General features: G+C 73.6%; 19 protein-coding genes and 1 pseudogene. 9 read left to right on the forward strand and 11 right to left on the reverse strand.

Annotated elements, in window-relative coordinates; translation table 11 throughout:
* Positions 1-195 precede the first annotated feature (195 nt).
* A complete protein-coding gene (locus ACFY7H_RS21220; protein WP_388940104.1) occupies positions 196-1,650 on the forward strand; it encodes a carboxylesterase/lipase family protein in 1,455 nt (484 codons plus the stop codon).
* On the opposite strand, the gene ACFY7H_RS21225 is transcribed toward ACFY7H_RS21220, so the two are convergent.
* Positions 1,628-3,055, reverse strand: a complete 1,428-nt coding sequence (locus tag ACFY7H_RS21225) for an alpha/beta hydrolase-fold protein (protein ID WP_388940106.1) — start codon at positions 3,053-3,055, stop codon at positions 1,628-1,630. The genes ACFY7H_RS21220 and ACFY7H_RS21225 overlap by 23 nt on opposite strands.
* A gap of 321 nt (positions 3,056-3,376) precedes the next feature.
* Positions 3,377-4,063, reverse strand: a complete 687-nt coding sequence (locus ACFY7H_RS21230; protein ID WP_388940108.1) for a GNAT family N-acetyltransferase — start codon at positions 4,061-4,063, stop codon at positions 3,377-3,379.
* Between the two features lie 140 nt (positions 4,064-4,203).
* Between ACFY7H_RS21230 and ACFY7H_RS21235 the strand changes: the two genes are divergently transcribed.
* From ACFY7H_RS21235 to ACFY7H_RS21245, 3 genes are all read left to right on the forward strand, one after another.
* The gene (locus ACFY7H_RS21235) at positions 4,204-5,010 is read left to right on the forward strand and encodes an alpha/beta fold hydrolase (RefSeq protein WP_388940110.1); all 807 of its coding nucleotides are present in this window, start codon (positions 4,204-4,206) and stop codon (positions 5,008-5,010) included.
* 85 nt (positions 5,011-5,095) lie between these two features.
* A complete protein-coding gene (locus ACFY7H_RS21240; protein WP_388940112.1) occupies positions 5,096-6,325 on the forward strand; it encodes an MFS transporter in 1,230 nt (409 codons plus the stop codon).
* 12 nt (positions 6,326-6,337) lie between these two features.
* Positions 6,338-7,021, forward strand: coding sequence for a (2Fe-2S)-binding protein (locus ACFY7H_RS21245; RefSeq protein WP_388940114.1), 684 nt, complete (start codon positions 6,338-6,340; stop codon positions 7,019-7,021).
* A gap of 25 nt (positions 7,022-7,046) precedes the next feature.
* Here the strand turns inward: ACFY7H_RS21245 and ACFY7H_RS21250 are convergent, their stop codons facing one another.
* A complete protein-coding gene (locus tag ACFY7H_RS21250) occupies positions 7,047-7,871 on the reverse strand; it encodes a peptidoglycan recognition family protein (RefSeq protein WP_388940115.1) in 825 nt (274 codons plus the stop codon).
* A gap of 227 nt (positions 7,872-8,098) precedes the next feature.
* On the opposite strand from ACFY7H_RS21250, the gene ACFY7H_RS21255 reads away from it, so the two are divergent.
* Positions 8,099-9,217 (forward strand): hypothetical protein, encoded by a 1,119-nt coding sequence (locus tag ACFY7H_RS21255; protein WP_388940116.1) that lies wholly within the window; start codon positions 8,099-8,101, stop codon positions 9,215-9,217.
* Positions 9,218-9,300: 83 nt separating this feature from the next.
* Here the strand turns inward: ACFY7H_RS21255 and ACFY7H_RS21260 are convergent, their stop codons facing one another.
* Positions 9,301-11,070 (reverse strand): S8 family serine peptidase, encoded by a 1,770-nt coding sequence (locus tag ACFY7H_RS21260; RefSeq protein ID WP_388940117.1) that lies wholly within the window; start codon positions 11,068-11,070, stop codon positions 9,301-9,303.
* Positions 11,071-11,352: 282 nt separating this feature from the next.
* The gene (locus ACFY7H_RS21265) at positions 11,353-12,720 is read right to left on the reverse strand and encodes a cation:dicarboxylate symporter family transporter (RefSeq protein ID WP_388940118.1); all 1,368 of its coding nucleotides are present in this window, start codon (positions 12,718-12,720) and stop codon (positions 11,353-11,355) included.
* A gap of 157 nt (positions 12,721-12,877) precedes the next feature.
* Between ACFY7H_RS21265 and ACFY7H_RS21270 the strand changes: the two genes are divergently transcribed.
* Both ACFY7H_RS21270 and ACFY7H_RS21275 read left to right on the forward strand, forming a co-directional pair.
* Positions 12,878-14,530 (forward strand): ATP-binding protein, encoded by a 1,653-nt coding sequence (locus ACFY7H_RS21270; RefSeq protein WP_388940372.1) that lies wholly within the window; start codon positions 12,878-12,880, stop codon positions 14,528-14,530.
* Entirely contained in the window at positions 14,527-15,225 is a 699-nt protein-coding gene (locus ACFY7H_RS21275; RefSeq protein WP_388940119.1) for a response regulator, read from the forward strand. The genes ACFY7H_RS21270 and ACFY7H_RS21275 overlap by 4 nt, the downstream gene beginning before the upstream one ends.
* On the opposite strand, the gene ACFY7H_RS21280 is transcribed toward ACFY7H_RS21275, so the two are convergent.
* The 5 genes and pseudogenes from ACFY7H_RS21280 to ACFY7H_RS21300 form a co-directional block, all read right to left on the reverse strand.
* The gene (locus tag ACFY7H_RS21280) at positions 15,183-16,028 is read right to left on the reverse strand and encodes a tyrosinase family protein (RefSeq protein ID WP_388940120.1); all 846 of its coding nucleotides are present in this window, start codon (positions 16,026-16,028) and stop codon (positions 15,183-15,185) included. The genes ACFY7H_RS21275 and ACFY7H_RS21280 overlap by 43 nt on opposite strands.
* Positions 16,028-16,417: a tyrosinase family oxidase copper chaperone gene (locus ACFY7H_RS21285; protein ID WP_388940121.1), complete on the reverse strand. Its 390-nt coding sequence runs from the start codon at positions 16,415-16,417 to the stop codon at positions 16,028-16,030. Before ACFY7H_RS21285 ends, ACFY7H_RS21280 begins: the two co-directional genes overlap by 1 nt.
* Positions 16,418-16,832: 415 nt before the next feature.
* Positions 16,833-19,304, reverse strand: coding sequence for a Helicase associated domain protein (locus ACFY7H_RS21290; protein ID WP_388940123.1), 2,472 nt, complete (start codon positions 19,302-19,304; stop codon positions 16,833-16,835).
* 95 nt (positions 19,305-19,399) lie between these two features.
* Positions 19,400-21,085 (reverse strand): sigma-70 family RNA polymerase sigma factor, encoded by a 1,686-nt coding sequence (locus ACFY7H_RS21295; RefSeq protein WP_388940125.1) that lies wholly within the window; start codon positions 21,083-21,085, stop codon positions 19,400-19,402.
* A 391-nt stretch (positions 21,086-21,476) separates the two neighbouring features.
* Positions 21,477-22,800: pseudogene (locus tag ACFY7H_RS21300) on the reverse strand (glycoside hydrolase family 18 protein).
* A gap of 246 nt (positions 22,801-23,046) precedes the next feature.
* Between ACFY7H_RS21300 and ACFY7H_RS21305 the strand changes: the two are divergent.
* Positions 23,047-24,129: a dihydrodipicolinate reductase gene (locus ACFY7H_RS21305; RefSeq protein WP_388940126.1), complete on the forward strand. Its 1,083-nt coding sequence runs from the start codon at positions 23,047-23,049 to the stop codon at positions 24,127-24,129.
* Positions 24,126-24,605 carry a carboxymuconolactone decarboxylase family protein gene (locus ACFY7H_RS21310; protein WP_388940128.1) on the forward strand — a complete coding sequence of 160 codons (480 nt, stop codon included), beginning with the start codon at positions 24,126-24,128 and terminating at the stop codon, positions 24,603-24,605. Before ACFY7H_RS21305 ends, ACFY7H_RS21310 begins: the two co-directional genes overlap by 4 nt.
* A 72-nt stretch (positions 24,606-24,677) precedes the next feature.
* On the opposite strand, the gene ACFY7H_RS21315 is transcribed toward ACFY7H_RS21310, so the two are convergent.
* Positions 24,678-26,333 (reverse strand): GMC oxidoreductase, encoded by a 1,656-nt coding sequence (locus tag ACFY7H_RS21315; RefSeq protein WP_388940130.1) that lies wholly within the window; start codon positions 26,331-26,333, stop codon positions 24,678-24,680.
* Between the last annotated feature and the right edge of the window lie 57 nt (positions 26,334-26,390).

Raw genomic sequence — 26,390 nt, forward strand, 5'->3', positions numbered from 1 at the left:
GGCCGGTTCGGCTAACGGGTGGCACGAAAACGGACAGAGCCGGAGTACGACCGTGCCCGAGTGACCGTTCCCCGCCAACACAAGCGACACTCCCGGCCCGCGCGCGATCCGTTACGCGCGACCCGATCGTGCCTTGTCACGCCGTGGACGCCTGTGCGACGGTGCCCCGGAGGACACCCCGGTGAGGAGAGACGGATGAGCGCAGCGGGCGGCGGACGGCCCAGGGCCGGTACCGCGGACGGCATCGTGGAGGGCCGCTGGGAGACGGACGGGACCGCCGTCTTCCGGGGCATCCCCTACGCCGCCGCGCCCGTCGGACCCCGCCGGTTCGCCGCCCCGCGGCCCCCGGCCGGCTGGGACGGCGTACGTGACGCCGGGGCGTTCGGGCCCACCGCGCCCAAGGTGCCCTACCCGCCCTCCTTCGCGGCCCTGCTGCCAGATCCGAAGGTCCCCGGCGCGAACTGCCTGAACCTGAACGTCTGGACCCCGGACCCGGCCCCCGGCGCCGGCCTGCCGGTGATGGTGTTCCTCCACGGCGGCGCCCACACCCGCGGCTCCTCCGCCGTCCCCGTCTACGACGGCTCCGCCTTCGCCCGCGACGGGGTCGTGCTCGTCTCGGTCAACTTCCGGCTCGGCGTCCTCGGCTACGGGCTCTTCCCCGACGCGCCCGCCAACCGCGGCCTGCTCGACCAGATCGCCGCCCTCGAATGGGTACGGGACAACATCGCGGCCTTCGGCGGGGACCCCGCCCGGGTCACCGTCTTCGGGGAGTCCGCCGGAGCGATCAGCGTCGGCGCCCTGCTCGGCGCGCCCCGCGCCGAGGGCCTCTTCGCCCGGGCCGTCCTGCAGAGCGGCGCCCCCGAGGCACTGCCGCGGGACGCGGTGCGGACCATGGTGCGGCGGATGGCCTCGCGGCTGGGAGTGCCCGCCACCGCCCGGGCCTTCGGGGCGGTGGGCCTGCCCGCGCTGCTCGCCGCCCAGGCGGCCGTGCTGCGGCGCTCCTCCCCGGTACTGGGCGGCCCCGCCTTCGGGCTGGTCACCGACCCGGACTCGCTCCCCGCCGACCCGCTGGAGGCGGCCACCGCCTCGAAGGTGCCGCTGCTGCTGGGCTGGACCGCCGAGGAGCACCGGCTGTGGCTCGCGCCGACCGGCGGGGCGCGGCTGCTGGACCGCCTCGGCCCGGCGGCCGTGGCACTGGGCAGGCTGCGCAGCGGCAAGGACCGGGCCGCCGTACGGGCGTTGCGGGCCGCGCTGCCCGGGGCGTCCCCGGCCGACCTCGCCGGGCAGCTGATCACCGACCGGCTGCTGCGCGACCCGCTGCGGCGGCTCGCCGGGGCCGCGCGCCCGGCCCCGAGCCACCTGTACGAGTTCCGCTGGCCCAGCGGCGTACCGGGCCTCGGCGCCTGTCACGCCCTGGAGCTGGGGTTCGTCTTCGACACGCTGCGCGTGCCGGAGTCGGCCTGGCTGGCCGGGGCGGGCGCCCCGCAGGCGCTGGCCGACGAGATGCACGGCGCCTGGGTCCGCTTCGCCACCACGGGGGACCCCGGCTGGGCGCCGTGGGACGGCAACGGCCCGCCGAAGGTCTTCGACGGGCCGGAGCCGGAGGCAGTACGGGGCGCGGAGGTCGTTACTCCACGGGTCCTTCCATGACCTTGCTGATGAACTCCATCGGGCCCAGGCCCATGTTCGGCACGTAGGTCTTGGCGTTGTGCTGGCCGCCCGGGATCACCCTCAGGCTGGTGTGGATCGGGCCCTTGGTGTAGGTCTGGACGAACTTCTGGACGTCCGGCAGCGTCTTCTTGTTGCTCTCGTTGTCACCGACCTGGAAGGCCAGGTAGACGTCCGGGCCCTTCTTGTCGATCAGCTGCTTGGCGAGGACCTCCGGGTTGTTCTCGGCCTTCTCCTTGTCGTAGCCCTTCCACAGGGAGGAGTCCGGGACGATGTCCGGACCGGAGGCGATCACGGCCTTGAACTTGTCCGGGTGCTTCAGCACGGCCTTCAGGCCGGCGAAGCCGCCGGTGGAGGAGCCCATGAAGGCCCAGCCGTCACGGGACTTGACGGTGCGGAAGTTCTCCCGCATCAGGTCCGGGACGTCCTCGGTCAGCCAGGTGCCCATCTTGGGCTGGCCGGGGATGTCGGAGCCGTCCCAGTAGACGCCCTTGTCGTCCGGTCCCGGGTTCAGCACCGGCATGGCGAGGAGGAAGGGCTTGCCCTTGCCCTCGTGGTACCACTTGCTGATGCTCGTCTGGAGGCCGAGGTCGGTGCCCATCCAGTAGTTGTTCGGGTAGCCGGCGCCGCCGGGCAGGGCGATCATGACCGGGAAGCCGCTCTTGGCGAACTTCGGGTCGTTGTACTCCTTGGGCGCCCAGACCCAGACCTTGCCCGAGAAGCCGGACTTCTTGCCGGTGATGGTGGCCACGCCGATCTGCGTGCCGTCGCTCAGGGTCGAGGTGTTCTTGAAGTCGGTCTTCGGGCCGGTGGGCATCGACATCTTCGAGTTGGGCGCCTGCTTGGCCGCGCCGTTCTTGTCGCCGCCCGGGGTCTGGCCGAAGGAGACTTCCTTGCCCTTGTCCGTGAACGGGGGTATCTCGAAGTAGGTCATCGTGCCCGCGGCGATGCCGCCGAGGGCCAGGACCGTGACGCCCGCGATGATCCAGCGCTTCGCCTTGGACTTGCGGCGGGGCTCCTCCTCGTAGTACGGCTCGGCGTATCCGTACGGGGGCTGGTCGTGGCGCTGCTGGTACGGCTGGTCGTACCGCTGCTGCTCGTAGTCCGGCCGCTCGTAGCGGGGCTGCGCCTGCGTGGCCTCGTCGTAGCCGCCGGGGCGGTACTGGTCCTGGCCCTGCGGGGCGCGGGGCGGCTGCGGCCGTCCCTGCGGGGGGCCGCCGTAGGGTCCGGCGCCCTGCGGGGGCCGGGCGTAAGGCGGTTGGGGGCGGCCGCCCTGGGGGGCGTACTGCGGCGGGCCCTGCTGTCGGCCTTGCTGCCGGCCGGAGGAGGGCTGCTGCCCTTCCGGCCGGTACGGCGGCTGGTCGTGGCCGTCGGGTTCGTACGACATCTGCGGTGGCTCTCCGGCTGTTGCTGCCCCGTGCGGGGATGGTCTGCTTCCGTTCGAATGATGAACGAAAGCGCTGCTGGGTTCCTCATTTTTACTTCTCTTGGGATTCCGGGGAGGAGTTCATTACCCGTCACCCGCGGCGCCCCCGGTGTTCCCTTCCCGTCATCCAAGCATCCGTGGATCATGCACATGCCGGTGGGTACGGTGTGCCGGGCCGGACCCGGCCCCCGATGCGGGAAACGCGCTCGCCCCGCCCCGCCCCGGCTGGTCACCGGGGCAGGAGCGGGGCGAGGGGCGCGCGGGAACGCGGCAGCAGGACCGTTACGCCGGGATCAGCGTCCGGCGCGGGCGGCGGCGCGGAGCGGCGTTGGAGAGCCGCAGCTCGATGACCGAGCGGACGGTGGGCCACTCCTCGTCGAGGACCGAGTAGAAGGCCGTACTGCGCACCGCCCCGTCCAGCCCCCGCGAATGGGCCCGGCGGACCCCCTCGCAGGTGAAGCCGAGACGTTCCATCGCGGCGCGGGAACGCCCGTTGCGGGCGTCCGCGCGCAGCGAGATCCGCCGCACGCCCCAGGTCTCGAAGGCATGGCGCAGCATGAGCAGCTTCGCCTCGGTGTTGATGCCGGTGCCCTGGGCGGCCGGGGACAGCCAGGTGTTCCCGATCTCGGCGGCATCGGGGACCGCCGTCGCCGGATCACCGAAGGGGACCCCGGGGACGGCGGGCCACACCAGCGGACCCTGCCAGTAGTCGAGATCCAGGAAGCGGGTCGAACCGACCACCCGGCCGTCAGTGGCTCTGACGACGGCGAACGCGAGCGATCGACCCGCTGCCTGATCGGACAGGGCGCGGTCGATGTACTCGTGGGACGCCTGCAACCCGTGCGGCACGGGAGTGAAGGCGTAAGTCGTACGATCCTCGGCCCCGGCCTCGGCCAGGGCCTCGGTGTGCTGGGGGGCGAGGGGCTCGAGCCGCACGGAGCGGCCGGCGAGGAGTACGGGTACGGGCACGGAGCCTTCGGTCCTTCTGGGCGGTGGGGTGGTTGCACAGTGTGCGCTCCTGACGTCGCCCCCCGCGCAAAACGCGGGTGAAAGGCAACGAGCGGTCAGGTGAACGCGAGTGGCTCAATGTAGCCCCTTAAAGTCCTCTCATGAACCCCCAATTCGGCAATGGCGCGGCAGCGTTTTGTGATGACTTCGGCACCCGCGGCGCGGAGGCCGTCCTCCTGGTGCACGGGCACCCGTTCAACCGGTCCATGTGGGCGCCCCAGGCGGCGGCGCTGACCGCTGCCGGCTACCGGGTCATAGCCCCTGACCTGCGCGGATACGGAGAGAACCCGGCGGTCGGCGAGAAGACCCCGTTCGCGGACTTCGCCGACGACCTGGCCGCCCTGCTCCGGCGCCTGGGTATCGAACAGGCGGTCGTCGGAGGAGTTTCCATGGGCGGGCAGATCGCGCTCGAGCTCCGGTTGCGCCACCCGGGTCTGGTGAGGGCCCTCGTGCTCTCCGACACCTCCCCCGTCCCGGAGTCCGAGGACGGCAGGAAGTCCCGCCGGGAGCTCGCCGAGCGGCTCCTCGCGGAGGGCATGTGTCCGTACACCGAAGAGGTCATCGACAAGATGCTGGCGCCCTACAACGTCACCGGCCAGCCGGAGACCGCCGCCCGGGTCAGCGCCATGATGCGCGCCACCGACCCCCGGGGAGCGGCGGCGGCCCTGCGCGGACGGGCCGAGCGGCCCGACTACCGGCCCGTGCTCGCCGCCCTGCCCGAGGACGTCCCCTGCCTGGTGCTGGTCGGCGCGGACGACGTGTACACCCCGGTCGCCGAGGCCGAGGCGATGTGCCGGCTCGCGCCGCACGCCCGGCTGGCCGTGATCGAGGGGGCCGGACACCTGCCGGGAGTGGAGCAGCCGGAGGCCTTCAACCGGGCCCTGCTGGAGTTCCTCACCGACCTCTGACCCACGTGCGGCCCGCCGAGTGGCCCACCTGATCCATCGCCGACCGGCCCGCCGGGGAGGGCCGGTCCGCTGGTGGAATGTGCCGGTGACGACACGGTTCCTTCCCGCGCCCGGCGCCCCGCGCCGCCTGGCCGCCGCCCAGCTCGCCAACTCCGTCGGCGACGGCGCCTACTACGTGTGCTCCGCGCTCTTCTTCACCCGCTTCGTGGGGCTCTCACCGGCCCAGATCGGCCTCGGCCTGACGGCTGCCTGGGCGGTCGGCTCGCTCGCGGGCGTCCCGCTGGGGGCGCTCGCCGACCGGCGCGGGCCACACGGCACCTCGGTGCTGCTGGCGCTGGCCACCGCCGTCTCGGTGGCCTCCTTCCTGTTCGTCCGCTCCTTCGGGGCGTTCCTGAGCGCCGTCGTCCTCTACGCCGTCTCCCAGTGCGGGCTCGCGGCCGCCCGTCAGGCCCTGCTCTCCGGGCTGGTCGCACCCCGGGAACGGACCGGCCTCCTGGCCCACCTCCAGTCCACCCTCAACGCCGGACTCGCCCTGGGCGCCGCCCTCGGCGGACTGGCCCTGAGCGCCGGCACCGAACGCGCCTACCTGGTCGTCTTCGCCCTCGACGCGGCCGGCTTCCTCGTCTGCGCCGCCGTACTGCTGACCCTGCCCGCCGTGGCGCCCGCCCCCGAGCGGCCGGCCGGGGAGCCCCGGCTGGCGGTCCTGCGCGACCGGCCGTACGCCCTGGTCACCCTGCTGAACGCGGTCCTGCTGCTGCGGATGCCGCTGCTGAGCCTGGCCGTGCCGCTGTGGATCGCGGAACGCACCCAGGCCCCGGGCTGGCTGGTGTCGGCGCTGTTCGTGCTCAACACCCTCGCCGTCATGCTGTTCCAGGTGCGGCTGGCCCGGCCCGTCACCGACCTGGACAGCGCCGGGCGGGCCCTGCGGCTGTCGGGGCTGGTCATGGCCGCCTCGTGCGCGGTGTTCGCCGTATCCGCGCTGCCCCGCGCGGGATGGGCGGCGGCCGCGCTGCTCGTGGCGGGCGCCGCGCTCCAGGCCGACGCCGAGATGCGGCAGTCGGCCGGGTCCTGGCAGATCGGCTTCGCCCTGGCCCCCGCCGGGCGGACCGGGCAGTACCAGGGCTTCTTCGGCACCGGCGTGCCCGTGGCCCGGACCCTGGGGCCGCTGCTGCTGACCACGCTGCTCCTGCCGTGGGGCATCCCCGGCTGGCTGCTGCTCGGCGGACTGCTGCTGGCGGCCTCGTACGCGATGGGGCCTGCCGCCCGCTGGGCGGAGTCGGCCCGGACCCCGGTCCCGGCGGCGGACGCCGCCTGAGATCATCCGGGGATGGACATGGACGACGTACTGCGCCGGCTGGCCGCCGTCGGGCCCTTCTTCACCGTCCCCTGCGGCGGGCCGCCGCCCGCGCCGGGCTTCCGGCCGCTCGCGGAGCTGTACGGGGAACCGCTCGGGCCCTACGTCACCGAGGTGGGCCGCAGGATCCGCAGCGGACCGGGACGGGTCGCGGCCTCCACCGCCCAGCTCGGGATCGCCTCCCGGCTGTGGTCGCTGGGCCTCGGCTGCGCCGCCCTGTCCGGGCGCCTGCCGGACCTGGACCCCGGCCGGGTGTGGTGGCGGCTGCCCGACGGCGGCTCGCTGGAACTGTGGCTGCCGGACCCCGCGGACCTGCCCGCCCGGGCCCTCGGGGAGAGCGTCCTCGGCAACCTCGCCCGGCTGGACGCCGCCCTGCGGGAGCGGTACGGGGTCTCGGCGAAGGTACTGCGCGGCAACGCCGCCTCCGGGCTGACCGGCGCCCTGCGCGTCCTGCTCGACCGGGTCCCGCCCGAGCCGGAACGGGTGGCCGTGGAGCTGGCCGCTGCCCTCCTCGCCGACGACGGGCCCCTCGCCGGCACCGGAACCTTCGTCCACGAGCCGGGTCTGGGCGTGGCCTTCGTACGGCGCAGCTGCTGCCTCTACTACCGGGTGCCCGGCGGCGGACTCTGCGGGGACTGCGTACTGCGGACCCGGTAGGCACCCCGCCCGGCGGGCCGCGGCGTCAGCGGGCCCGCAGCGGGTCGAGCAGGCCCTCCGGCAGGTACTCCCTACCGGCGAGGGCCGCCGGATCCGGGGCCCAGCCCGGCGGCAGGCCCACGGGCCAGCGCGGCAGCGGCACGGGCTGGGTCTCGCCGAGCCTGCGGCCCACGGCATCGCGCAGCTTCGGCAGCATCGAGTAGAGCTTGTCTCCGGGGCAGGCGGTGCTGTTGAAGTCCCGGTGCCCGTAGATCTCGGAGGTGGGCACGTCGTACTGGCGGCAGACGTGGGCGCACAGGTCGGCCAGGGCGGAGAACTGCGCCGCGGGGGGCTCCTGCGCCGTGTAGGTGCCCTCGTTCTCGATGCCGATGGCCGCACTGTTCTGGCCCACGCAGTGGGCGGCCCGCACCATCCGGTTCCCGGAGGTCAGCGCGGCCAGGCTGCCGTGGCGGCCCTCCATCGTGAAGGCGCCCCGGCTGATGGTGAAGTGCTGACCGGTGTCGATCCAGCCCTGCATGTCCATGTGGTACGTCTGGACGGCGCGGGCCAGCCGGTGGGCCCGTTCCCGCGAGTAGTCCGTGACGTTGGCCGTGGCCGTGTGGTGCACGATGATCCGCTCGGGACGCGAGCCGAGGACCACCACGGGCTCGGACGCCTCCCGCGCTCCCCAGCCCGCGCAGTCGGTGATCTGCGGCACCGTGGAGCCGTCCCGGCCCCCGAGCGCCCCGCGGCCGGAGGAGACCCGGGCCGCGGAGGCGGTGGCGGAGGGCAGGACGGTGAAGGCTCCGAGTGCGAGCGCGGCGGAGACCAGGTTCCGCCGGGAGAGGCGGGCGGGGGGTGTCGATGTCATGGATCAGCCTGTTCCGGTGGGGGATAGGCATCCATAGAAGGGGCCCGCGCCGCGCGGGGCACGCAGGCGCTCCGTGGGCCGTGCCCGAGTACCGGCCGAACGGCGCACGCGGACGCGCACGCCCCTACGGCCGTTGCCCCGGCGACACGGCCCCCTGTGGCTGCTCCCGCCCCGGCCCTGCCGCCACGCGGTGGTCTTTCCGGTCATCCGCCTGTTCAATGCGGCAGATGACCGAGACCGATGCCGACCGGGGCGCCTGGGCCGCGCTGTTCGAGGACTTCCGTCCTTCCCCGTCCACCGCCAGGGCGTGGCTGCGAGGTCTCGGGCACAACCGGGCCGCCCCCGCCGAGGTACTGATCGGCCTCCTCGACGCGTCGGAGCCGCTCCGCCCGTACTTCCTGTACCGCGACGACCTCCCGCCCGGAGTACTGGACGCGGCGGCCGTCCACCCCGCGAGGGCCGTCCGCGTCGCGGCCGCGGAGTCGGGAAGGCTCTCGCCCGGGCAGTGGACCCGGCTCCTCGCCGCCACCGAGAGCGCGGCACTCCGCGATGTCCTGGCCGAGCTGGCCGCCGAGCAGGCCGAGTCCCGGGAAGCCCGGGGGCGGACCGGCGTGGAACGGGCACCGGACTCCGGCTCCCGGCCCCCCAGCGGCCCGGCCGAGATCGAAGCGATGGCCGCCGGGGTTCCCGACATCACCCCCGACCACCGGACGTACGCGCTGTGGTGGATTGGCGCCCTCCACGACGACCCCGACGCGATGCGCCGGCTCGCCGCGTCGCCGAAGCTGTGGATCCGCCGCAGCGTGGCCCGCGCCCCGCACCTGCCGCCCGACGTCCTGGAACGCCTCGCCCGGGACGAGGACCGCGTCGTGCGCCTGTTCCTCGCCGAGTCCTGCGAGGACGCCCCGGCGGACCTGCTCCTGGAGGTGTGGAGCTGGTGGCAGGGAGGCTTCTCCTTCCCCGGGCGGCCCCGCAGCCACCCCAACTTCCCCCGCAGCGGCCTCCTGCGCTTCGCCGGGGATCCCGAGCCGCGCCTGCGCCTGCTCGCCCTCGACGATCCGGCGTCGGACGCCGGCCTCGTCGAACGGTTCGGTCATGACCCCGACCCCCGGGTGCGGAGCCGGGCCGCGGCGGACCGCCGCCTGTCACCCGCGTCGGCGGTGCGGCTGGCGGCCGACGCCGACTGCGGTGTCCGCTGCTCGGCCCGGAGGAACCCCGTCCTGCCGCCGCACGCCCTGATCCCCCTGCTCCTGGACGAGCGCGGTGCCGAGGAGGCCGCCCGCAACCCGGCCGTTCCGGTGGCGGCCATGCACCGCCTGGTCGCGCTGGCGGCCGCACGGGCGTGAAACCGGCGCGGGGCCACCGGGGAGCGGTCCTCCCGCTCCCCGATGGCCCCGCAGTGGCCCCGCGACGTTCCCGAGGACCTTTCCTAGAAGGTCAGGTTCCAGGAGTCGATCTTGCCGGTGTCGCCGCCCGCGTTGTCGTTGACGCGCAGCTTCCAGGTGCCGTTCGCGACCTCGGAGGAGGCGTTGACGGTGTAGGTCTGGTTGATGTTGTCCGCGCTGCCGCCGGCCCGGTTGTGGACCGTGTAGACGGTGCCGTCCGGGGCGATGAGGTCGACCTTCAGGTCACCGGTGTAGGTGTGCGCGATGTTCACGCCGACCTTGAGGGTGGCCGGGGCGTTGCCGGTCACGCCGGAGACGGTGATCGGGCTCTCGACCGTGGTGTTGTCGCCGATGGCGAAGTCCGCGGTGTTCTCGAAGTACTTGCCGGCCGGAGGCGTGGAGCCGCCGACCGCCTTCAGCGCGTCGACCTGGCCCTCGCCGAAGAAGGCGTTGTTGGCCGTGGTGCCGGTGCAGCGGCTGTCCGAGGGGCAGGCGATGTCGTTGGCCTGGGTGGCCAGCCGGTCGCGGATCTGCGCCGGGGTCAGGGCCGGGTTGGCGCTCACCATCAGCGCGGCGACACCCGCCACGTGCGGGCTGGCCATCGACGTGCCGCTCTTGCTGCCGTACTTGCCGCCCGGGACGGTCGAGTAGACGTCCTGGCCGGGGGCCGAGACGTCGATGACGCCCTGGCCGAAGTTGGAGAACGAGGCCTTGGTGGTGCCGGTGCCGTTCGCCGCGACCGTGACCACGCCGGGCAGTTCGGTCGGGATGTCGACGCAGGCGTTGGTGATGGTGCGCGTGACCGGGGTCGAGTCGTTGGGGCTCGCGGTGTCGGTCGTCTTGTGGGCGAGGTCGTAGTTCTCGTTGCCCGCGGCGGCGATCTGGAGCGAGCCCTTGCCCTCGGCGTACGCCTGGGCGCGGTTGACGCCCTCGATGATGGCGGCCTGGTCGAGGTTGTCCGGGCAGTTGAACTGCCACGGGTCGGTGTAGTAGCTGTTGTTGGTGACCTTGAAGCCGTGGTCACCGGCCCACACGAACCCGCAGATGGTGTTCTCGGCGAAGAACAGCGAGGTGTTCGGCTCCGCGATGCGGACCGAGGAGATCTTCACGTTCGGGGCCACGCCGATGACGCCCTTGCCGTTCTTGGCGGCGGCCACCGTGCCGGCGACGTGCGTGCCGTGGTCGCCGACGTCGCGCCAGGCGCCGGCGCGGGTGTCGGTCTTGCCGTAGGCGCAGGAGACCGAGTCGGCGGCGTTGAAGTTGGGCGCCAGGTCCTGGTGCTGGTCGTCGACGCCGGTGTCGAGGATGCCGACCTTCACGGCGGCGGAACCGGCGTTGACGGCCCAGGCCTGGTCCGCCTTGATCTGGGTCATGTCGGCGCGGACCGGCTCGCCGGTCGGGGTCGTCGACTGGGCCGGGTTGGCGGGCAGCGCCGGGTTGTAGGCGTCGGCCGGGACGTCCGAGGTACGGGTCGCGCCGACCTTCTGCACCCCGCTGACCCCGCGCATCGCCGTGGCGAAGCCGCTGGAGGCCGAGTGGGCGACGATCACGCCGATCGCGTCGTAGGACGCGAAGACCGTGCCGCCGTTGGCGGTCACGGCCGAGCGCACCGCGGAGCTGTCACCGGGGGCGGTGATCACGAGGTAGGCGCGGGTGCCGGCGGCCCAGGTCGCACTCTGGGAAGCCGGGGCCGCAGCCTTGGGGGCCGCCGCGGGGGCGGCGGCCGGGGAGCCGGAGGGACCGACGGGAGCGGTGCCGGCGAGCGCGGCGGGGGCTCCGAAGGTGAGGGCGGCGCCCATGGCTGCCGCCAGCACGAGTGCACGTCGAGGTCGGCTGGATATGTGGGGTATCAATGCGTCCTCCGATGACGGCCCGGTGGTGCTGGTGGCACCTGCCGGGCCGTACGAAACGAGTGGTGGACGCAAGATGTCAGACGCGCTGCCCCGTAGGGAAGTACCTTTCCCGGCGGCAGAGTTGAAGATCACATGGCCGAAAGTGGCGGTTCGCGGCTGTTCGTTGGGGTTTGACGCGGGGGTCGGCCGGGCTGGGCACCGTGGGGGCGAGCCCTGCCCGGCCGGGTCGCGCGGGTGCGCCGGTCAGACCGGCACACCGTCCTTGGCGCCGGCCGTGTGGCCGGGCACGGCCGGCGGGGCGGTTTCGGCGGCCGGCGCGTGGCCGTCGTCGACCAGCGTGGCCTCGTCGAAGGGCATCCGGCCCGCGAGGACCTCGGCGGCCCGCCCGCGGTCGAACTCCTTGGTCCACGTCCCGATCAGGACGGTCGCGACGGCGTTGCCCGCGAAGTTCGTCAGCGCCCGCGCCTCGCTCATGAAGCGGTCGATCCCGACGATCAGGCCCACCCCGTCGACCAGTTCGGGCCGGTGCGACTGGAGGCCGCCGGCCAGGGTGGCGAGACCGGCGCCGGTGACACCGGCCGCGCCCTTCGAGGCCACGATCATGAAGAGCAGCAGCGAGATCTGCTCGCCCAGGGCCAGCGGCTTGCCCATGGCCTCCGCGACGAAGAGGGAGGACATCGTCAGGTAGATGGCGGTGCCGTCCAGGTTGAAGGAGTAGCCCGTCGGCACGGTGATGCCGGTGACCGGCCGGGAGACGCCCAGGTGCTCCATCTTCGCGATCAGCCGCGGCAGCGCCGACTCCGAGGAGGAGGTCGACAGGATCAGCAGGAACTCCCGGCCCAGGTAACGCAGCAGCGCGAACACGCTGATGCCCGTACAGACCCGCAGCAGGGTGCCCAGCACCACGAAGACGAAGAGCAGGCAGGTCGTGTAGAAGCCGATCATGATGACCGCGAGGGACTTCAGCGCGTCGATCCCGGTCGCTCCGACCACGGCCGCGATCGCCCCGAAGGCGCCGACGGGCGCCACCCACATGATCATCGCCAATACCCGGAACACCAGCTTCTGCACGTGCCCGATCCCGCGCAGCACCGGTTCGCCGGCCGGGCCCATCGCCTGGAGGGCGAACCCGCACAGCAGCGCCACCAGCAGGGTCTGCAGCACCTCGCCGCCGGTGAAGGCGGAGACCAGGGTGGTCGGGATGATCCCCAGCAGGAACTCCTGGGTGGTCTCCGCCCCGCCCGCCTTGGCCTGCGCCTCGCCGGCCCGCGCCGCGGCCTCGGTCAGCTGCAGTCCGCTGCCCGGCTCCAGCAGGTTCCCCACCAGCAGGCCGATGGCCAGCGCCACCGTGGACATCACCATGAAGTACCCGAGGGCCAGCCCGCCCACCGCGCCGACCTTGGCGGCCTTGCGGACCGAGCCGATGCCCAGCACGATCGTGCAGAAGATCACGGGCGAGATCATCATCTTGATGAGGTTGACGAAGCCCGTGCCCAGGGGCTTGAGCTCCACGGCCACGCCGGGCGCGGCGAAGCCGACGGCGATGCCGAGCAGTACCGCGGCGATCACCGCGATGTAGAGGTAGTGGGTTCTGTCGCGTCTGGCGGCCATGTCGCGTCTCCTGGTGGTGAGGTCGTTCCGGGAGACCATCGCCCAGCCTGTGACCCCGGTCACCCTTGCGTTCATTGAGTTCACGGGCCGGTGCACACTGAGCGTCATGTTCCGCTTCCTCCGGCCGCCCCGCAGCCTCGCCGGCCAGCTCTTCGCCATGCAGGTCCTGCTGGTCACGCTCGTCGTCGCAGGGTGCGCGGTCTTCGCGTACGCGAGCGCCCGCGAGCAGGCCGAGGACGCCGCCCGGCGGCAGGCCGGGGCGGTGGCCCGGGCCGTCGCCGACTCGCCCTCCGTACGCGAGGCCGTACGCACCGGTGCGGGCGGAGCGGACCCCTCCACCGCGCTCCAGCCCTACGCCGAGCGGGTGCGCACCGACTCCGGCGTGGACTTCGTGACGATCATGGCCCCGGACGGCAGGCGCTGGACCCACCCCGACCCGCGCCGCATAGGCGAGCGCTTCCTCGGCAACACCGCCCCGGCCCTGCGCGGCGCGACCTTCAGCGAGACGTACACCGGCACCCTCGGCCCCTCCATCCGCGTCGTCACCCCGCTCAGGGACACGGACGGCACCGTCATAGGCCTGGTCAGTGCCGGGATCACCGTCCGCGCCATCAGCGCCCGCCTCGCGGAGCAGCTCACCGCCCTCGCCTGGGTGGCGGCCGGGGCACTGGCCCTCGGCGCGGTGGGTACGTACGTGGTCAACGCCCGGCTGCGCCGCCACACCCACGGCATGAACGCCGCCGAGCTGAGCCGGATGTACGACTACCACCAGGCGGCCCTCCACGGGGTCCGGGAGGGGCTGCTGATGCTCGACGGTCACCGCAGGATCACCCTCATCAACGACGCGGGCCGCGAACTGCTCGGCCTGTCCGGGGAGGTCACCGGCACCGGAGTCGCCGACCTGGGTCTGCCCGCCCCGCTCACCGGGGCGCTGCTCGCCGACCGGCCCCGGGTCGACGAGGTGCACCTGACGTCCGAGCGGGTGCTCGTCGTCAACAGCTCGCCGGTGGCCGGCGGCGGCCGCCGCGGCACCGTCGTCACCCTGCGGGACCACACCGAACTCCTGGCCCTCACGGGGGAGCTGGACCACGAGCGCGGGTTCACGCAGGCGCTGCGCTCCCAGGCCCACGAGGCGGCCAACCGGCTCCACACCGTCGTCTCCCTGATCGAGCTGGGCCGCAGCGAGGAGGCGGTGGACTTCGCCACCGCGGAACTGGAGCTGGCCCAGGCCCTGACCGACGAGGTCGTCACCGCCGTCGGTGAGCCGGTGCTGGTAGCCCTGCTGCTCGGCAAGGCCGCGCAGGCGCACGAACGCGGCATCGAGCTGGTCGTCACCCCGGAGTGCGGGGCGATCGAGGCCGGCCCGGGGGTACCGCCCGCCCGCGACCTGGTGACGGTGCTCGGGAACCTCGTCGACAACGCCCTCGACGCCCTGACGGGAGTGCCCGGCGGGCGGATCACCGTCACCGCGCGCCGGGACCCGGACGGGCTGCTGCTGCGGGTCGCGGACAACGGGCCCGGCCTGCCCGAGGGGGTGGACGTCTTCCGGCGCGGCTGGTCGGGCAAGGGGGAGGGGCGGGGCCTGGGCCTGGCCCTGGTGCGCCAGGTCGCCCACCGGCACGGCGGCTCGGTGGAGGCCGGGGGCGCCCCGGGCGGCGGAGCGGCGTTCACGGCGCGCCTGCCGGTGCCTCCCGCGGCCGCGGCCACCGGGCCGGCGCGGACGGGTGGAGCCCCGCCGCCCCCACGGCACGACACGGACGCTCCGGCCGGGGGGCCTCCCGGCCGGGCCGCCGGGGGAGGTGCGCGATGAGCGGGCCCGTACGCGTCCTCGTCGTCGAAGACGACCCCGTCGCCGCCGACGCCCACGCGCTCTACGTCGGCCGGGTGCCCGGCTTCACCGCCGTGGCCGCCGTCCATTCCCTGGCCGAGGCCACCCGCGTGCTGGAGCGCACCCGCGTCGACCTGCTGCTGCTCGACCTCACCCTGCCCGACGGCCACGGGCTGCGCTTCGCGCGCGGACTGCGGGCGGCCGGGCACCCCGCCGACGTGATCGCGGTGACCTCCGCGCGGGACCTGGCCATGGTCCGCGAGAGCGTCTCGCTCGGCGTCGTGCAGTACGTGCTCAAGCCCTTCGCCTTCCCCACCCTGAGGGAACGGCTGCTGCGCTACGCGGAGTTCCGCGCGGCCGCGGGCGAGGCGGCGGGCCAGGACGACGTCGACCGGGCCCTCGCCGCACTGCGCCCGCCCGCTTCGGCCCAGCTGCCCAAAGGCCTCAGCGCCCCGACCCTGGACCGGGTCGCGGCGCTGCTGCGGGCGGCGCCCGAGGGGCTGACCGCCGCGGCGGCGGCCGAGGCGGCCGGGATCTCCAGGATCACCGCCCGCCGGTACCTGGAGCACCTGGTGGACACCGGCCGCGCGGACCGTACGCCCCGGTACGGCCAGGTCGGCCGCCCCGAACTGCACTACCGCTGGCTGGCGGCGGCCGGTTCGGTGTCGAACGTGTAGAACTTCCGGTGGTCGAGCATGTCCGCCGGGGTGACGTCGTTCCACGGCCGCATCGTGTCGCGCAGGTCGATCACGTTCGGGGTGCCGGCGGCCGGCAGGTAGGTCGAGTTCGGGTTCTTCGCCTGCCAGTCGGCCCACAGCTTGTCCACGAAGGCGTGGTGCATCCAGAAGACGGGGTCGTTGGGGGAGACGCCGGTGGCCATCTGGCCGCCGACCCACACGTGCACCCGGTTGTGGAGGTTGGCGCCGCGCCACCCCTCGAGGTGGTTGCGGAAGCCGTTCGAGGAACTGTTCCAGGGGGCCGTGTCGTAGACCGGCATGGCCAGTACGGCGTCCACCTCGGCCCGCGTCGGCAGCTGCGCGACGCCCTCGCCGAGCGCGCGCCGCAGGTAGTTGCGGCCGTCCACGCGCACCGCTATCTCCCACTTGCCCGTCGCGTAGGCGAAGGGGCCGTCCATGACCTGCCCGTCGCGGGCGCGGCCGGTGCCACCGAGGAAGTCGGCGGCCCAGAGGGAGGAACGGGCGGTGCGGTCGGCGGTCCAGTCCCAGTACGGCAGCGAAACGCTCTTGTCCACCGCCTGAAGAGCCGCCTCGAACTCGAGCAGAAAGCGGCGGTGCCAGGGGAGGAAGGAGGGAGAGCGGTGACCCACCCGGTCGCCCGAGTCGGTGTCGCTCATGATGAAGCCGTTGTGGGTGGTGACGAAGCGGTCGTATCGGCCGGTCCGCTTCAGTTCGAGCAGCGCGTTGGTGAAGGCGCGCTTCTCCTCGGCGGTCAGCGCGGCCTGGTTCTTGCGCACGGCCATCACATGCCGCCCGTCTGCATCGGGGCGAGCTGCGAGCCCTGGAGCTCCCGCACGGCGGCGCGGGCCAGCGAGGTGGGGTCGGCGTACGTCTCGTAGTGGTTGACGACACTGATCCAGGTGCCGTCGGCGTTGCGCATGACGTGGAGCTCGCGGCCGTCTATCCGGACGGTCGGCATGCCGGCGCCGTGGTGGCCTCCGTGGTGGCCGCCGCCGGTCGCGGGCGATATCTGGATGCGGCGGCCCTGGTACACCTCGTCGACGGTGCCGGCCGGGGTGGCGGCGGCGCGGGAGTCGGTGGCGGCGGCGTGCGCGGTGGCGCCCGCGATGCCGAGGACGGTGAGTGCGCCGGCGGTGGTGCCCAAGGCCTGCCGGCGGGTGATCTTGTTCATGGCGGAAGAACTACCAGGACCCGTACGACAGTTGACCGCTATCCGGACATCGGCGGATAAGTTCTGTGTAGAACCAGTTGGATGATCTTCCCGTCCGGACCGGCTCCAGTGGCCCGGACGGGAAGATCTACGGAAGAAATACTACTCGACGGTAATTTTTTCGGTCCGGCGGGGCCCCTATGCGGGGGGTCACATCGCAGACTCGGCCGGAAGCCATGCCGGAAAGCGCCCCGCACGACCGGTTTTCCAGGGTTTCTGGAGCCGCGCCGCAAGGCGGTATGCCCCGACGGTCCCGATATGGCGCTGTGTCGTACGAAGGGCACCCGCGCCCGGGACGCCGAGAAGGAGGCCTCCGCCCTCAGCCGTGTCCTGGCGGGCCGCCCCTCCTGCCACCCGGACCCGGGCCCGGCGGCACTCAGGCCGACGCCGACCAGCGCATCCCCAGCTCCGTCAGCGCGGCCACCCGCTCCGGGGCCAGCTTCGCCGCCCGTGAACGCTGGTTCGCGATCCACGCGCCCAGCCGCAGCTCCTGCCCCCCGACCGGCTCCACGTGCGTACGCGGCACCCGCAGGTGCCCCTCGCGGGCGTGGAACCGCCGGGCCGCCTCCAAGTGCCCCGCCCACGCGGCGGCATGACTGCGCCGCGGCGGCGGGCGCTCCGCCTCCGTGGCCGGTGTCAGCCCCAGCGCGTGCTCCAGCAGCCACCGCTGCGCCCAGGCCAGGCGTTCCCACCCCAGCCGCTGGCTCCGCACCCACAGCCCCAGGTCCTCGCCCTGGACCACCACCGAGCCCGGACCGGACGGGACGGCGCCGCCCGCGTCCAGATGGGCGCGGGTCAGCCGGAACGCCCGCTGCCAGCCGATGTCCCAGGCCGGACACCAGGACGGGTCGATCTCGTCCAGGGCCTCCCGGCGCTCCTGCGGCAGCGCACCCGGCCCCTCCCGCCGGGCGGCGGCCCGGTTGTTCTTCATCCACACCCCGACCGGCATCCCGTGCCATGTGGCCTCCACCGGCGGCAGCAGGTGCCCGTGCTCGGCGGCCCAGGCGCGGGCCGCCGCGAGCCCCTCCTCGAAGGCCACGTCGAAATGGCTCCACACCATGCCGAGTTCCTCCAGCTCCCGGGTCCGCTCCCGGCCCAGGGCGCCCCTGCGGTACGTACGCCGCGCGTCCGCGATCCACTGGCCGAGGGGGAAACCCGCCAGCGCCGCCGGCCACGCCTCACCGCCCGCCGGCACCCTGAAGGCGAACGGCACCTTCAGGTCCCCGGCCGACGCCGCGTAGATCCGCGCCGCCTCCACCCCGCGCCGCCACTGCGTGTGCTCCGGATTGAGCACGCGCAGCCGGATGAACGCCGCCAGCAGTGCCGGATCCCGGGGCACGGAGAAGCTCAGCAGCGCCCGGGCCGCCGCCCCGGGACCCGTGCCGGCCCCGGCCGCCGCCGGGGCCTTCGCCGCCGCGCTCGGCGCCTGCGGCTGGGCCAGGGCCTCCACCAGCCTCGAGTCGTGCGCCCTCAGCGCCTCCAGGAGCCGCGCGAGGTCCCCGTACGCCCGTGACGTCAGCATCGACTCCGGTGACTCCCCCGGCCCCAGCAGCACCGGCACCACCAGGGAGGCCACCTTGCCCTCGCCCGGCCGCATCCGCAGCGCCCGGCCCACCGCCTGCACCAGGTCCGGCATGGAACCGCGCACGTCCGCCCAGAAGACGGAGTCGCACTCCTTCGTGTCCACCCCCTCGCCCAGCACGCGCACGCTGCCCAGGAACGCCTTGTCCGCGACCCGGTCGGCGGCGAACGCCTCCAGCACCCGCCGCCGGTGCGCCGCCGTGTGCTGCCCGCACAGCCAGTCCGCCCAGACCGTACGCGGATACACCGGAAGCGCCGACCGGCTCGCCGCCCGCAGCCGGTCCGCGACCGCCGGAAGCCCCGCCGCGAACGCCTCGGCCTCCTTGGTGAGGTGGTGGAACACCAGCGTCCGCCGGAAGCCCTGGTCCGCGGCCGCCTTCACCAGCGCCGCCTGGAGCGCCGCGAGCCGCATCCCGCGCACCCGGTCGGAACGGCCGTCGGCGCCCAGCAGCACCGCCGCCTGGAAGCCGGGATCGCTGACGTCCACGCACACCACCCGGTACGGGGCGCAGATGCCCCGGTCGATGGCCTCCGACAGCGACAGGGTGTAGCAGCGGGCGCCGAACGGCCCCTGCGGATCGTCCTCCATGGACGCGACGAGCCCGCCCCGGCCCCGCGGCTCCGCGCCGCCGGCCGTCTCCGCCGCGTACGCGCCCGCCTCCTCGGCCTCCTCGGGTTCCTCGCTCTCCTCGCCGTCGCGCCACACCCGGGGCGTGGCCGTCATGTACAGCCGCCGGACCGAGGGGATCCGCGCGTTGTCGTGCACCACCGCCCAGGGCTTGCCGATCCGGCCGGACGTACGGTGCGCCTCGTCGACCACAACCAGGTCCCAGGGCGGCAGTCCCTCCAGGTGCGCCCGCTCGATGGTGCCCAGCCCCAGCGAGGCGTACGTGGCGAACACCGTCACCCGCTCCACCGGCCGGGAGCCCCACCGGGCCAGCTGCGCCGGGGCGGTCGTGGTGGGCACCCCCACGTCCTCCCCGCGCAGCGAGCACACCGCGAGCGCCCGGCCGGTGCGGCCCCCCTCCCGCCAGGCGGCGACGGTCTGCACGAGCAGATCGAGCGAGGGGACCAGTACGAGGACCCGGCCGGCCCGCAGCTCCTCGGCCGAGCGCACGGCCACCAGGGACTTGCCGGAGCCGGTGGCCATGATCACCTGCGTCCGCAGGCCCCGCTCGGGCACCCGGCCGGTGGCGGGCAGCTGCAGCGCGCGCACGACGGCGTCGACGGCCTCGCGCTGATGAGGGCGCAGCTCTTGCTTGGCCATGCACCTCACCCTGCCCGCTTTGATCTGCCCGTTCGGCTCCAGGCCCTATCTTGCCCCGATTCTGAGTCAAAGAGGAGGAAGCGACACCGGCAGGATCAGCGGGCGCCGAAGTTCTGCGTCCACCAGGGCCCGCCGGAACCGGAGTGGATGCCCACGCCGATGTCCTTGAAGGAACAGTTGAGGATGTTGGCGCGGTGGCCCGGGCTCTTCATCCAGGAATCCATCACGGCCTGCGCGGTCTGCTGCCCCCTGGCGATGTTCTCCCCGTACGTCGACCACCGGTACCCGGCGGCCGTCGTCCGCGCCCCCGGGTCGGCGCCGTCGGGGTTGGTGTGCGAGAAGAAGTCCCTCCGCGCCATGTCGGCGGAGTGCCGCTGGGCGGCGTCGCGCAGCTGCGCGTCCTCCCTCAGCGGACCGCAGCCGGCCGCCGCACGTTCGGAGTTGACCAGGGAGACGACCTGCCCCGCGACCCCCGCCGGGGCCGGCCCCGGGGCGGGCGGAGCCGGGGGCTTCGCCGTGCTCTTCGTCGGCGCGGGAGCCGCCGAGGCCTGCGCGGCGCTCGCGGAGGCCGAGGGGGAGGACGAAGCGGACGCCGAGGGGGACGGCGAGGCCGACGCGGAAACGGAAGGCGAGGGGGAGCCCGGGGCGGAGGCGGACGGCTGCGGCGCGGCGGAGTCCGGCGCGGAGAGGGCCGCCAGCGGGGAGGGGGACGCCCCGCTCGCCCCGGCGTCCCGCGAACCGGGCAACTGGCCCAGGTACACCAGGCCGCCGCCCGCGACGCACGCGGCGACCACCGCCCCGCCGATGGCCCGGCGCCGGTTCTGGCGCCGCTTGCGCTGCCCCGCGCGGCCCGCCGGCCCGTCGGGGCCGTCCGGGCCGGCGGCGGAGTCCCCGCCCTTGCGGCGGGCGGCGCGGCCCGGGCCCGACACCACCGGCGAGAGCTGCGTCGCCGCGTCGGCGAAGGCCGCGCCGGCCGGGGCGTAGCCGGCGGCCACGGAGGCCCGTACTCCCTCCAGGAGCGCCGCCGCGACCGGGACCAGCGCCAGCCCCGCCAGCAGCCCCTCCACCGGCACCAGTCCGTTCCACAGGCCCGAGCAGCGCAGGCACTCCCGGGCGTGCCGGGCTATTCGCTTGCGCCACAGCGCGGAGGGCCGGCCGTCCCAGGTGCCCGTCATCGCCCGCAGCCCCTCGCAGGGCGGCTGCGCCTCCAGCGCCCGCTCCACCACCCGGGCCGACTCCAGCTGCGCCTTCATACGCTGCACGCGCACCGCCGTGTGCTGCGGGGTCAGCTCCAGGGCGGCGGCCACGTCGGCCCGGGTCAGCTCACCGGCGCACTCCAGCCACCACAGCGACAGCAGCGCCTGGTCCTCGCGCTCCAGCCAGCGCGTGGCGCGGGCCGTCTCGCGGCGCTGCCCGGACAGGTGGAGCCGTACGACCGTCAGGTCGGCGAAGTCGGCGCCGGGATCGGCGACGTCCTGGGCGGCCTCCAGCCCGCTCTGCCCCGGACCGCCGCTGCGGGCCTGCCAGTGCGCCCGTACGCGGTTCATCGCGATGGCCACCAGCCAGGACCGGAAGCTCTCGTCCGCCCGCAGCCCGCCCAGCCCGTCGAGGGCCCGCAGCATGGTGTCCTGCACCACGTCGTCCACGTCGTGGGAGCCGTTCAGAGCGCGCCCGACGATGTTGTAGACGAGCGGCAGGTGGGCGCTGACGAGCTCGTCCTGCGCGCGGGGATCGCCCGCGCGGGCCGCTGCCACCAGCTCTGCCGTGTGCTGTGTACTCATGTGAAGTCCCTGTCCGTACCGGCGGTCGATGTTGCCCGATAACTGGGAGACCGTCGAGTGGGACCCGGATAACAGTTATCCGGAAGAGTCTTTTCTGCGCGCCTTCGCGGGCGCGATGACGAAGGTGTTCCGCCACGCCCTGGCCCGGCTGCCCGGCTGCCCGCCGTCCGCCGGTCACGGCTGCGCGCCCGGGCAGGAGCGGCCGCCGCCTGATCATCCGGCCCGGGCCGTCGTGCCAGGCGGTGAGCTGGTCCCACCTGGCACCGGCAGACCGGCCGAGGTGGTCACGACCGTCTCCGTAGGCGCTTCGCGAGGTGCGGTGACCGCCGGGACCGGTACGTGGTGGGGCCGCCGCCGGGCCGGACGGGGCTCTCGGCCCGGCGGCGCCGGTTCAGCGGCCGCGCAGGCCCTCGTCGACGGCGGTGGTCAGCTCGCCGTCCGCGGTGTCGGCGTCCAGGGACCGGAACATGGCCCCGCCCAGACCCCGTTCGCGCGCGTACCGGGCCTTCGTCCGCAGCACCTGAGGGTCGTCGTACGTCCACAGGGTGGTGCCGTCGAAGAGCCAGGCGTGGCCCCCGCGCCGGTCGCGGTGCACCTGGAAGGTGCCGGAGGCGGCCGGCTTCCTCTGCTCCTCGTCCTCGTACCCGGCCGCCCACTTCGCCGGCGCCGGGCCCGCGGCCGGCCGGCCCATGCCGTCCCCGCCGCCGGTGACCCCGGTCCAGCCCTGCCCGTATAACGGCATGCCGACCACCAGCTTGCGCGCGGGCGCCCCGCGCCGCAGCCAGGACTCCACCGTGCCGTCCACGCTGAAGTCGCCGCGGGCGTACAGCGCGGACTGCTGGGCGGTGGTCCTCTCCCCGGACACGTGGAAGTCGTAGCCCTGGAGCGTGACGAAGTCGAGGTCGCGCATGACGCGGCGGACGTCGAAGCCCGCGTCGATCTTGGCGGGGGAGGCCGGGACGAAGGCCGTCAGCTCGTACGAGCGCTTCCGTTCGCGTCCGTAGGCGTCGAGCTGGGTGCGGAACTCGCGCACCAGTTCCGTGAAGTCGCGCCGCTCCTCCGGCCGGAACACCGTGTCGGTGCCGCCGCCGAGCCCGGCCACTCCCAGTCGAGGTCGATGCCGTCGAAGGCCCCGGCCGCGGCGCCCGGCCCGCCCCGGGCGCCGTCCCGCGGGAGGTCGCCCTTGAGGTAGAGGTCGATGCAGGAGCGTACGAGGGCCTTGCGGGAGGCGGGGTGAGGGCCGCGTCCGAGAAGTGGGTGGACCAGCTCCAGCCGCCCAGAGAGATCAGTACCTTCAGGCCGGGGTGCTTGGCCCTGAGCTCCTTCAGCTGGCTGAAGTTCCCGGCCAGGGGCTGCTCCGGCGTGTCGGCCACACCGTCCACGGACCCGGCCGCGTCCAGCGGTCGCGCGTAGTCGGCCCGACCGTCGGCCTCGCCGGGGACGCTGCCGGTGAAGCACTTGCCGTCGGCGCCGATGTTGCCGAAGGCGTAGCTGACGTGCGTGAGTTTCCCGGCCGTGCCGCTCGCGTCGAGGTCCTTGACCTGGAAGTCGCGCCCGTAGACGCCCCATCGGGTGAAGTAGCCGACCTTCCGGTACGCGCGGCCGTGCGCGCCCGCTCCGTCCCGGTCCCCGGCGGCCGCGGCGGGCGGGAAGGCGGCCAGCAGGGACAGGGAACAGGCGGCGACGGCCAGCCGGCCGAACGTGCTGCGGCGCATGGGACGCATGGGGTGCACAGGATGCTTGGGACGCATGGGCCTTTGCGGATGCGGGAAGTGGTGCTCCTGAGCCGTGCGTCGACGGGCGGCCCCGCACCGGCGGCGCCCGTCCCACCCCGGAACTTATTGGTCTGGACCACCCACGGTCAAGGGGGTGCCGGCACCCGGCCCCGCCCCGCGGACGCCGTCCGAAAAACCTCCTTCACGACGCTGGGCACCTCCACGCGCCCTCGCTACCCTCCGCGCATGATTCCCACGGTGGTCTGGGGCACCGGCAACGTCGGCCGCGCGGCGATCCGCGCCGTCGACGCCCACCCGGCGCTCGAACTCATGGCGGTCGTCGTCCACAACCCCGCGAAGGCCGGCCGTGACGCCGGTGAACTCGCCGGCCTCGGCCACCGGCTGGGGGTGGCCGCCACCGACGACATCGAGGCGGTGCTCGCCGCCCGCCCGACGGCCGTCGTCTACGCCGCGTCCGGCGACATCCGCCCCGACGGCGCCCTCGCCGACATCACCCGCGCCATCGCGGCCGGCGCGGCCGTGGTCAGCCCGGCCCTCTACCCGCTCTACGACCACCGCGGCGCCCCGCCGGAGTTCCGGGACCCGGTGCTGGCCGCGATCGCCGCGGGAGGCGGCTCGTTCTTCGCCTCGGGCGTCGACCCCGGCTGGGGCAACGACGTACTCCCGCTGCTGCTCAGCGGCCTGGGAACCACCGTCGACGCGATCCGCTGCCAGGAGATCTTCGACTACTCCACGTACGACCAGCCGGACTCCGTACGCCACCTCGTCGGCATGGGCCACCCGATGGACTACCAGCCGATGATGCTCGTACCCTCCGTCCCGACCATGGTCTGGGGCGGCCAGATCCGGATGATGGCCCGCGCCCTCGGCGCCGAACTCGACGAGATACGCGAGACCTCCGACCGCCGCGCCCTCGACACCACGGTGAGCACCCCGTCCATGGGCGAGTTCGAGGCGGGAACCCAGGGCGCCATCCGCTTCGAGGTCCAGGGCATCGTCGGCGGCGAACCCCGCATCGTCATCGAACACGTCACCCGCATCCACGCCTCCTGCGCCCCCGACTGGCCCGCCCCGCCCGACGGCGGCGCCGGAGCCCACCGGGTGGTCATCGAGGGCCGCCCGCGCATCGAGGTGACCGTCGAGGCCACCGACGAGGGCGAGAACCGCTCGGCGGGCGGGAACGCCACCGCCGTCGGACGGCTGGTGGGAGCCATCGACTGGCTCGTGGCCGCCGAACCCGGACTCTACGACGCCCTCGACGTCCCGCTGCGGCCCGCAGTCGGCAGACTCGGAAGGAAACAGCCATGAGGATCGACGTCCCCGAGGGACAGCACCCGATCGAGTACGTCTGGGGCGACATGGTCCCCGGCATCGGCACGGCCGCCGCCAACTTCTCCCTCTCCGTCTACGCCCACACCACCCTGGGCCTGCGCGAGTTCGAGGCGGCGCGGCTGCGCATCGCGCAGATCAACGGGTGCGTCTTCTGCCTCGACTGGCGCACCGAGCGGGACGGGCAGAAGGTCGAGGAGGAGTTCGCCGACGCCGTCACCGCATGGCGCACCACCAAGGCCTTCGACGACCGCACCCGCCTCGCCGCCGAATACGCCGAACGCTACGCCCTGGACCACCACAACCTCGACGAGGAGTTCTGGGAGCGGATGACCGCGCACTACAGCCAGCTGGAGATCGTGGAACTGAGCATGAGCATCGGCTCCTGGCTCGCCTTCGGCCGGCTCAACCACGTACTGGGCCTCGACAGCGTCTGCGTGCTGCCGGGCGGCTGAACGGTGACGCCCCGGCCACCGCACGGCCCGGGGCCGCCCGGTGGATCCGGACGGCCCCGGGGTGAGGCCTCCTCAGAGGTCCGTCGCGATGATCCTCTCCATGTTCCGCTCGGCGAGGGCCGTGATCGTCACGAACGGGTTGACGCTGGTGTTGCCGGGGATCAGCGCTCCGTCGATGACGTACAGGCCCGGGTGCCCGTGCAGCCGGCCGTAGTTGTCGGTGGCCCTGTTCAGTACCGCGCCGCCCAGCGGGTGGTACGTCAGGTGGTCGCCCCAGACCCTGTTGGTGCCGAAGAGGTCGGTGCGGTAGATCGTCCCCTCTTTGGCGTTGATCCGGTCGAAGATGGTCCTGGCCATGTCGATGGACGGCTGTTTCCAGGCCGTCTGCCAGTCCAGCTCGACCTTCCCGGCCGCCGCGTTCCACGAGAACCGCGCGCGGTGCGGGTTCTTGGTGATGGAGAGGTAGAAGGACGCGTATGTCTCGATCCCCGTCGGCAGCGGGGCCACCTCGGCGAAGGCGCCGCCCGCGTCCCAGTTGTCGATGCCGCCGCAGGGGATGGAGGCCTGTACCTTCCCCGTCGGGTCCCACATATGGTTGGCGCGGCCGCACATGACGTTCCCGTTGTCGCCCCAGCCCCTGCCCACCTCGTCGTTCAGGTGCGGCAGGGCGCCCGTGGCCTTCAGCCGGACCAGCAGCTTGCTGGTCCCGACGCTGCCGGCCGCGAAGAACACCCGGTCGGCGGTGACCGTCTTGGTGGCGACGACGTCCCCGGTGGTGCCGAGCTGCTCCATGACGACCGTGTAGCCGCCACCGTCCGAGGGGGAGACGGTGGTGACCCGGTGCAGGGGCGAGATGGTGACCCTCCCGGTCGCCCTGGCGGCGGCCAGGTAGGTCTGCTGGAGGGACTTCTTGCCCGCGTTGTTGCCGTAGAGGATCTCCCCGTCGAGGGCGGACTTGGGAACGGTGCCGGCCGCCTCCTGCTCCATGTAGGCCCAGTCGTAGACGTCGGGGACGAAGACGAAGGGGAAGCCGGAGCGCTGGGCGTGCTTGCGGCCGACGCGGGCGTACTGGTAGCAGGCGACCGTCTCGAACCAGTCCGGGTCGACGAGTCCCACTCCGAGCCCGGCGTTGGCCCGCGGATAGTAGGTGCGGTACATCTCCTCGGCGTCCACCGAGGGGAGGACGGCGGCGAAGTTCTGCCGCCTGGGGGTCACGGCCATACCGCCGTTGACCAGCGAGCCGCCGCCGACGCCACGGCCCTGGTAGACGGTGATCCCGCCCATCTCCTCGGCATCGAGGATGCCCGTGTACCGGGGGACGTCCTTGTCGATGGGGAAGCCGAGGAAATTGCTCAGCGGTGCCTTGGTCCTGGTGCGCAGCCAGTACGAACGGTAGTCGGGCCTGGTGGTGTTGGCGAAGATCTTGCCGTCGCTGCCGGGGGTGTCCCAGGCCATGCCCATCTCGGCCATGTGTACGGGGACGCCGGCCTGGGCGAGCCGCAGCGCGGCGACGGAGCCGCCGTAGCCGGTGCCGATCACGAGGACCGGGACGTGCGCCCCGGATGCGAGGGGAGTGGGGGCGTGCGCGGCCGCCATGGCCGGTTCGGCATGGGCGGGGGGTGTGTTGACCGCGAGGGCGGCCGCTCCGAGAATAGAACCAGTTCCAGCGATGAATCCGCGGCGGGAAACACCCCTGGACACCTTGCTGTTCAGGCTTTTGTCACTCATGTGACGTTCCTCACTCTCGATGGAGTGGGAACAAGTTCTACTGGCGAACGCCTGCTA

The sequence above is a fragment of the Streptomyces sp. NPDC012794 genome, assembly GCF_042901085.1.
Lineage (GTDB): Bacteria > Actinomycetota > Actinomycetes > Streptomycetales > Streptomycetaceae > Streptomyces.

Excerpts from the sequence above, each read along its gene's own strand:
- ACFY7H_RS21220 (WP_388940104.1), top strand. The coding sequence starts at position 196 with ATGAGCGCAGCGGGCGGCGGACGGCCCAGGGCCGGTACCGCGGACGGC.
- ACFY7H_RS21225 (WP_388940106.1), bottom strand. The coding sequence starts at position 3,055 with ATGTCGTACGAACCCGACGGCCACGACCAGCCGCCGTACCGGCCGGAA.
- ACFY7H_RS21235 (WP_388940110.1), top strand. The coding sequence starts at position 4,204 with ATGAACCCCCAATTCGGCAATGGCGCGGCAGCGTTTTGTGATGACTTC.
- ACFY7H_RS21245 (WP_388940114.1), top strand. The coding sequence starts at position 6,338 with ATGGACATGGACGACGTACTGCGCCGGCTGGCCGCCGTCGGGCCCTTC.
- ACFY7H_RS21250 (WP_388940115.1), bottom strand. The coding sequence starts at position 7,871 with ATGACATCGACACCCCCCGCCCGCCTCTCCCGGCGGAACCTGGTCTCC.
- ACFY7H_RS21255 (WP_388940116.1), top strand. The coding sequence starts at position 8,099 with ATGACCGAGACCGATGCCGACCGGGGCGCCTGGGCCGCGCTGTTCGAG.
- ACFY7H_RS21265 (WP_388940118.1), bottom strand. The coding sequence starts at position 12,720 with ATGGCCGCCAGACGCGACAGAACCCACTACCTCTACATCGCGGTGATC.
- ACFY7H_RS21270 (WP_388940372.1), top strand. The coding sequence starts at position 12,878 with ATGCAGGTCCTGCTGGTCACGCTCGTCGTCGCAGGGTGCGCGGTCTTC.
- ACFY7H_RS21275 (WP_388940119.1), top strand. The coding sequence starts at position 14,527 with ATGAGCGGGCCCGTACGCGTCCTCGTCGTCGAAGACGACCCCGTCGCC.
- ACFY7H_RS21280 (WP_388940120.1), bottom strand. The coding sequence starts at position 16,028 with ATGGCCGTGCGCAAGAACCAGGCCGCGCTGACCGCCGAGGAGAAGCGC.
- ACFY7H_RS21285 (WP_388940121.1), bottom strand. The coding sequence starts at position 16,417 with ATGAACAAGATCACCCGCCGGCAGGCCTTGGGCACCACCGCCGGCGCA.
- ACFY7H_RS21290 (WP_388940123.1), bottom strand. The coding sequence starts at position 19,304 with ATGGCCAAGCAAGAGCTGCGCCCTCATCAGCGCGAGGCCGTCGACGCC.
- ACFY7H_RS21295 (WP_388940125.1), bottom strand. The coding sequence starts at position 21,085 with ATGAGTACACAGCACACGGCAGAGCTGGTGGCAGCGGCCCGCGCGGGC.
- ACFY7H_RS21305 (WP_388940126.1), top strand. The coding sequence starts at position 23,047 with ATGATTCCCACGGTGGTCTGGGGCACCGGCAACGTCGGCCGCGCGGCG.
- ACFY7H_RS21310 (WP_388940128.1), top strand. The coding sequence starts at position 24,126 with ATGAGGATCGACGTCCCCGAGGGACAGCACCCGATCGAGTACGTCTGG.
- ACFY7H_RS21315 (WP_388940130.1), bottom strand. The coding sequence starts at position 26,333 with ATGAGTGACAAAAGCCTGAACAGCAAGGTGTCCAGGGGTGTTTCCCGC.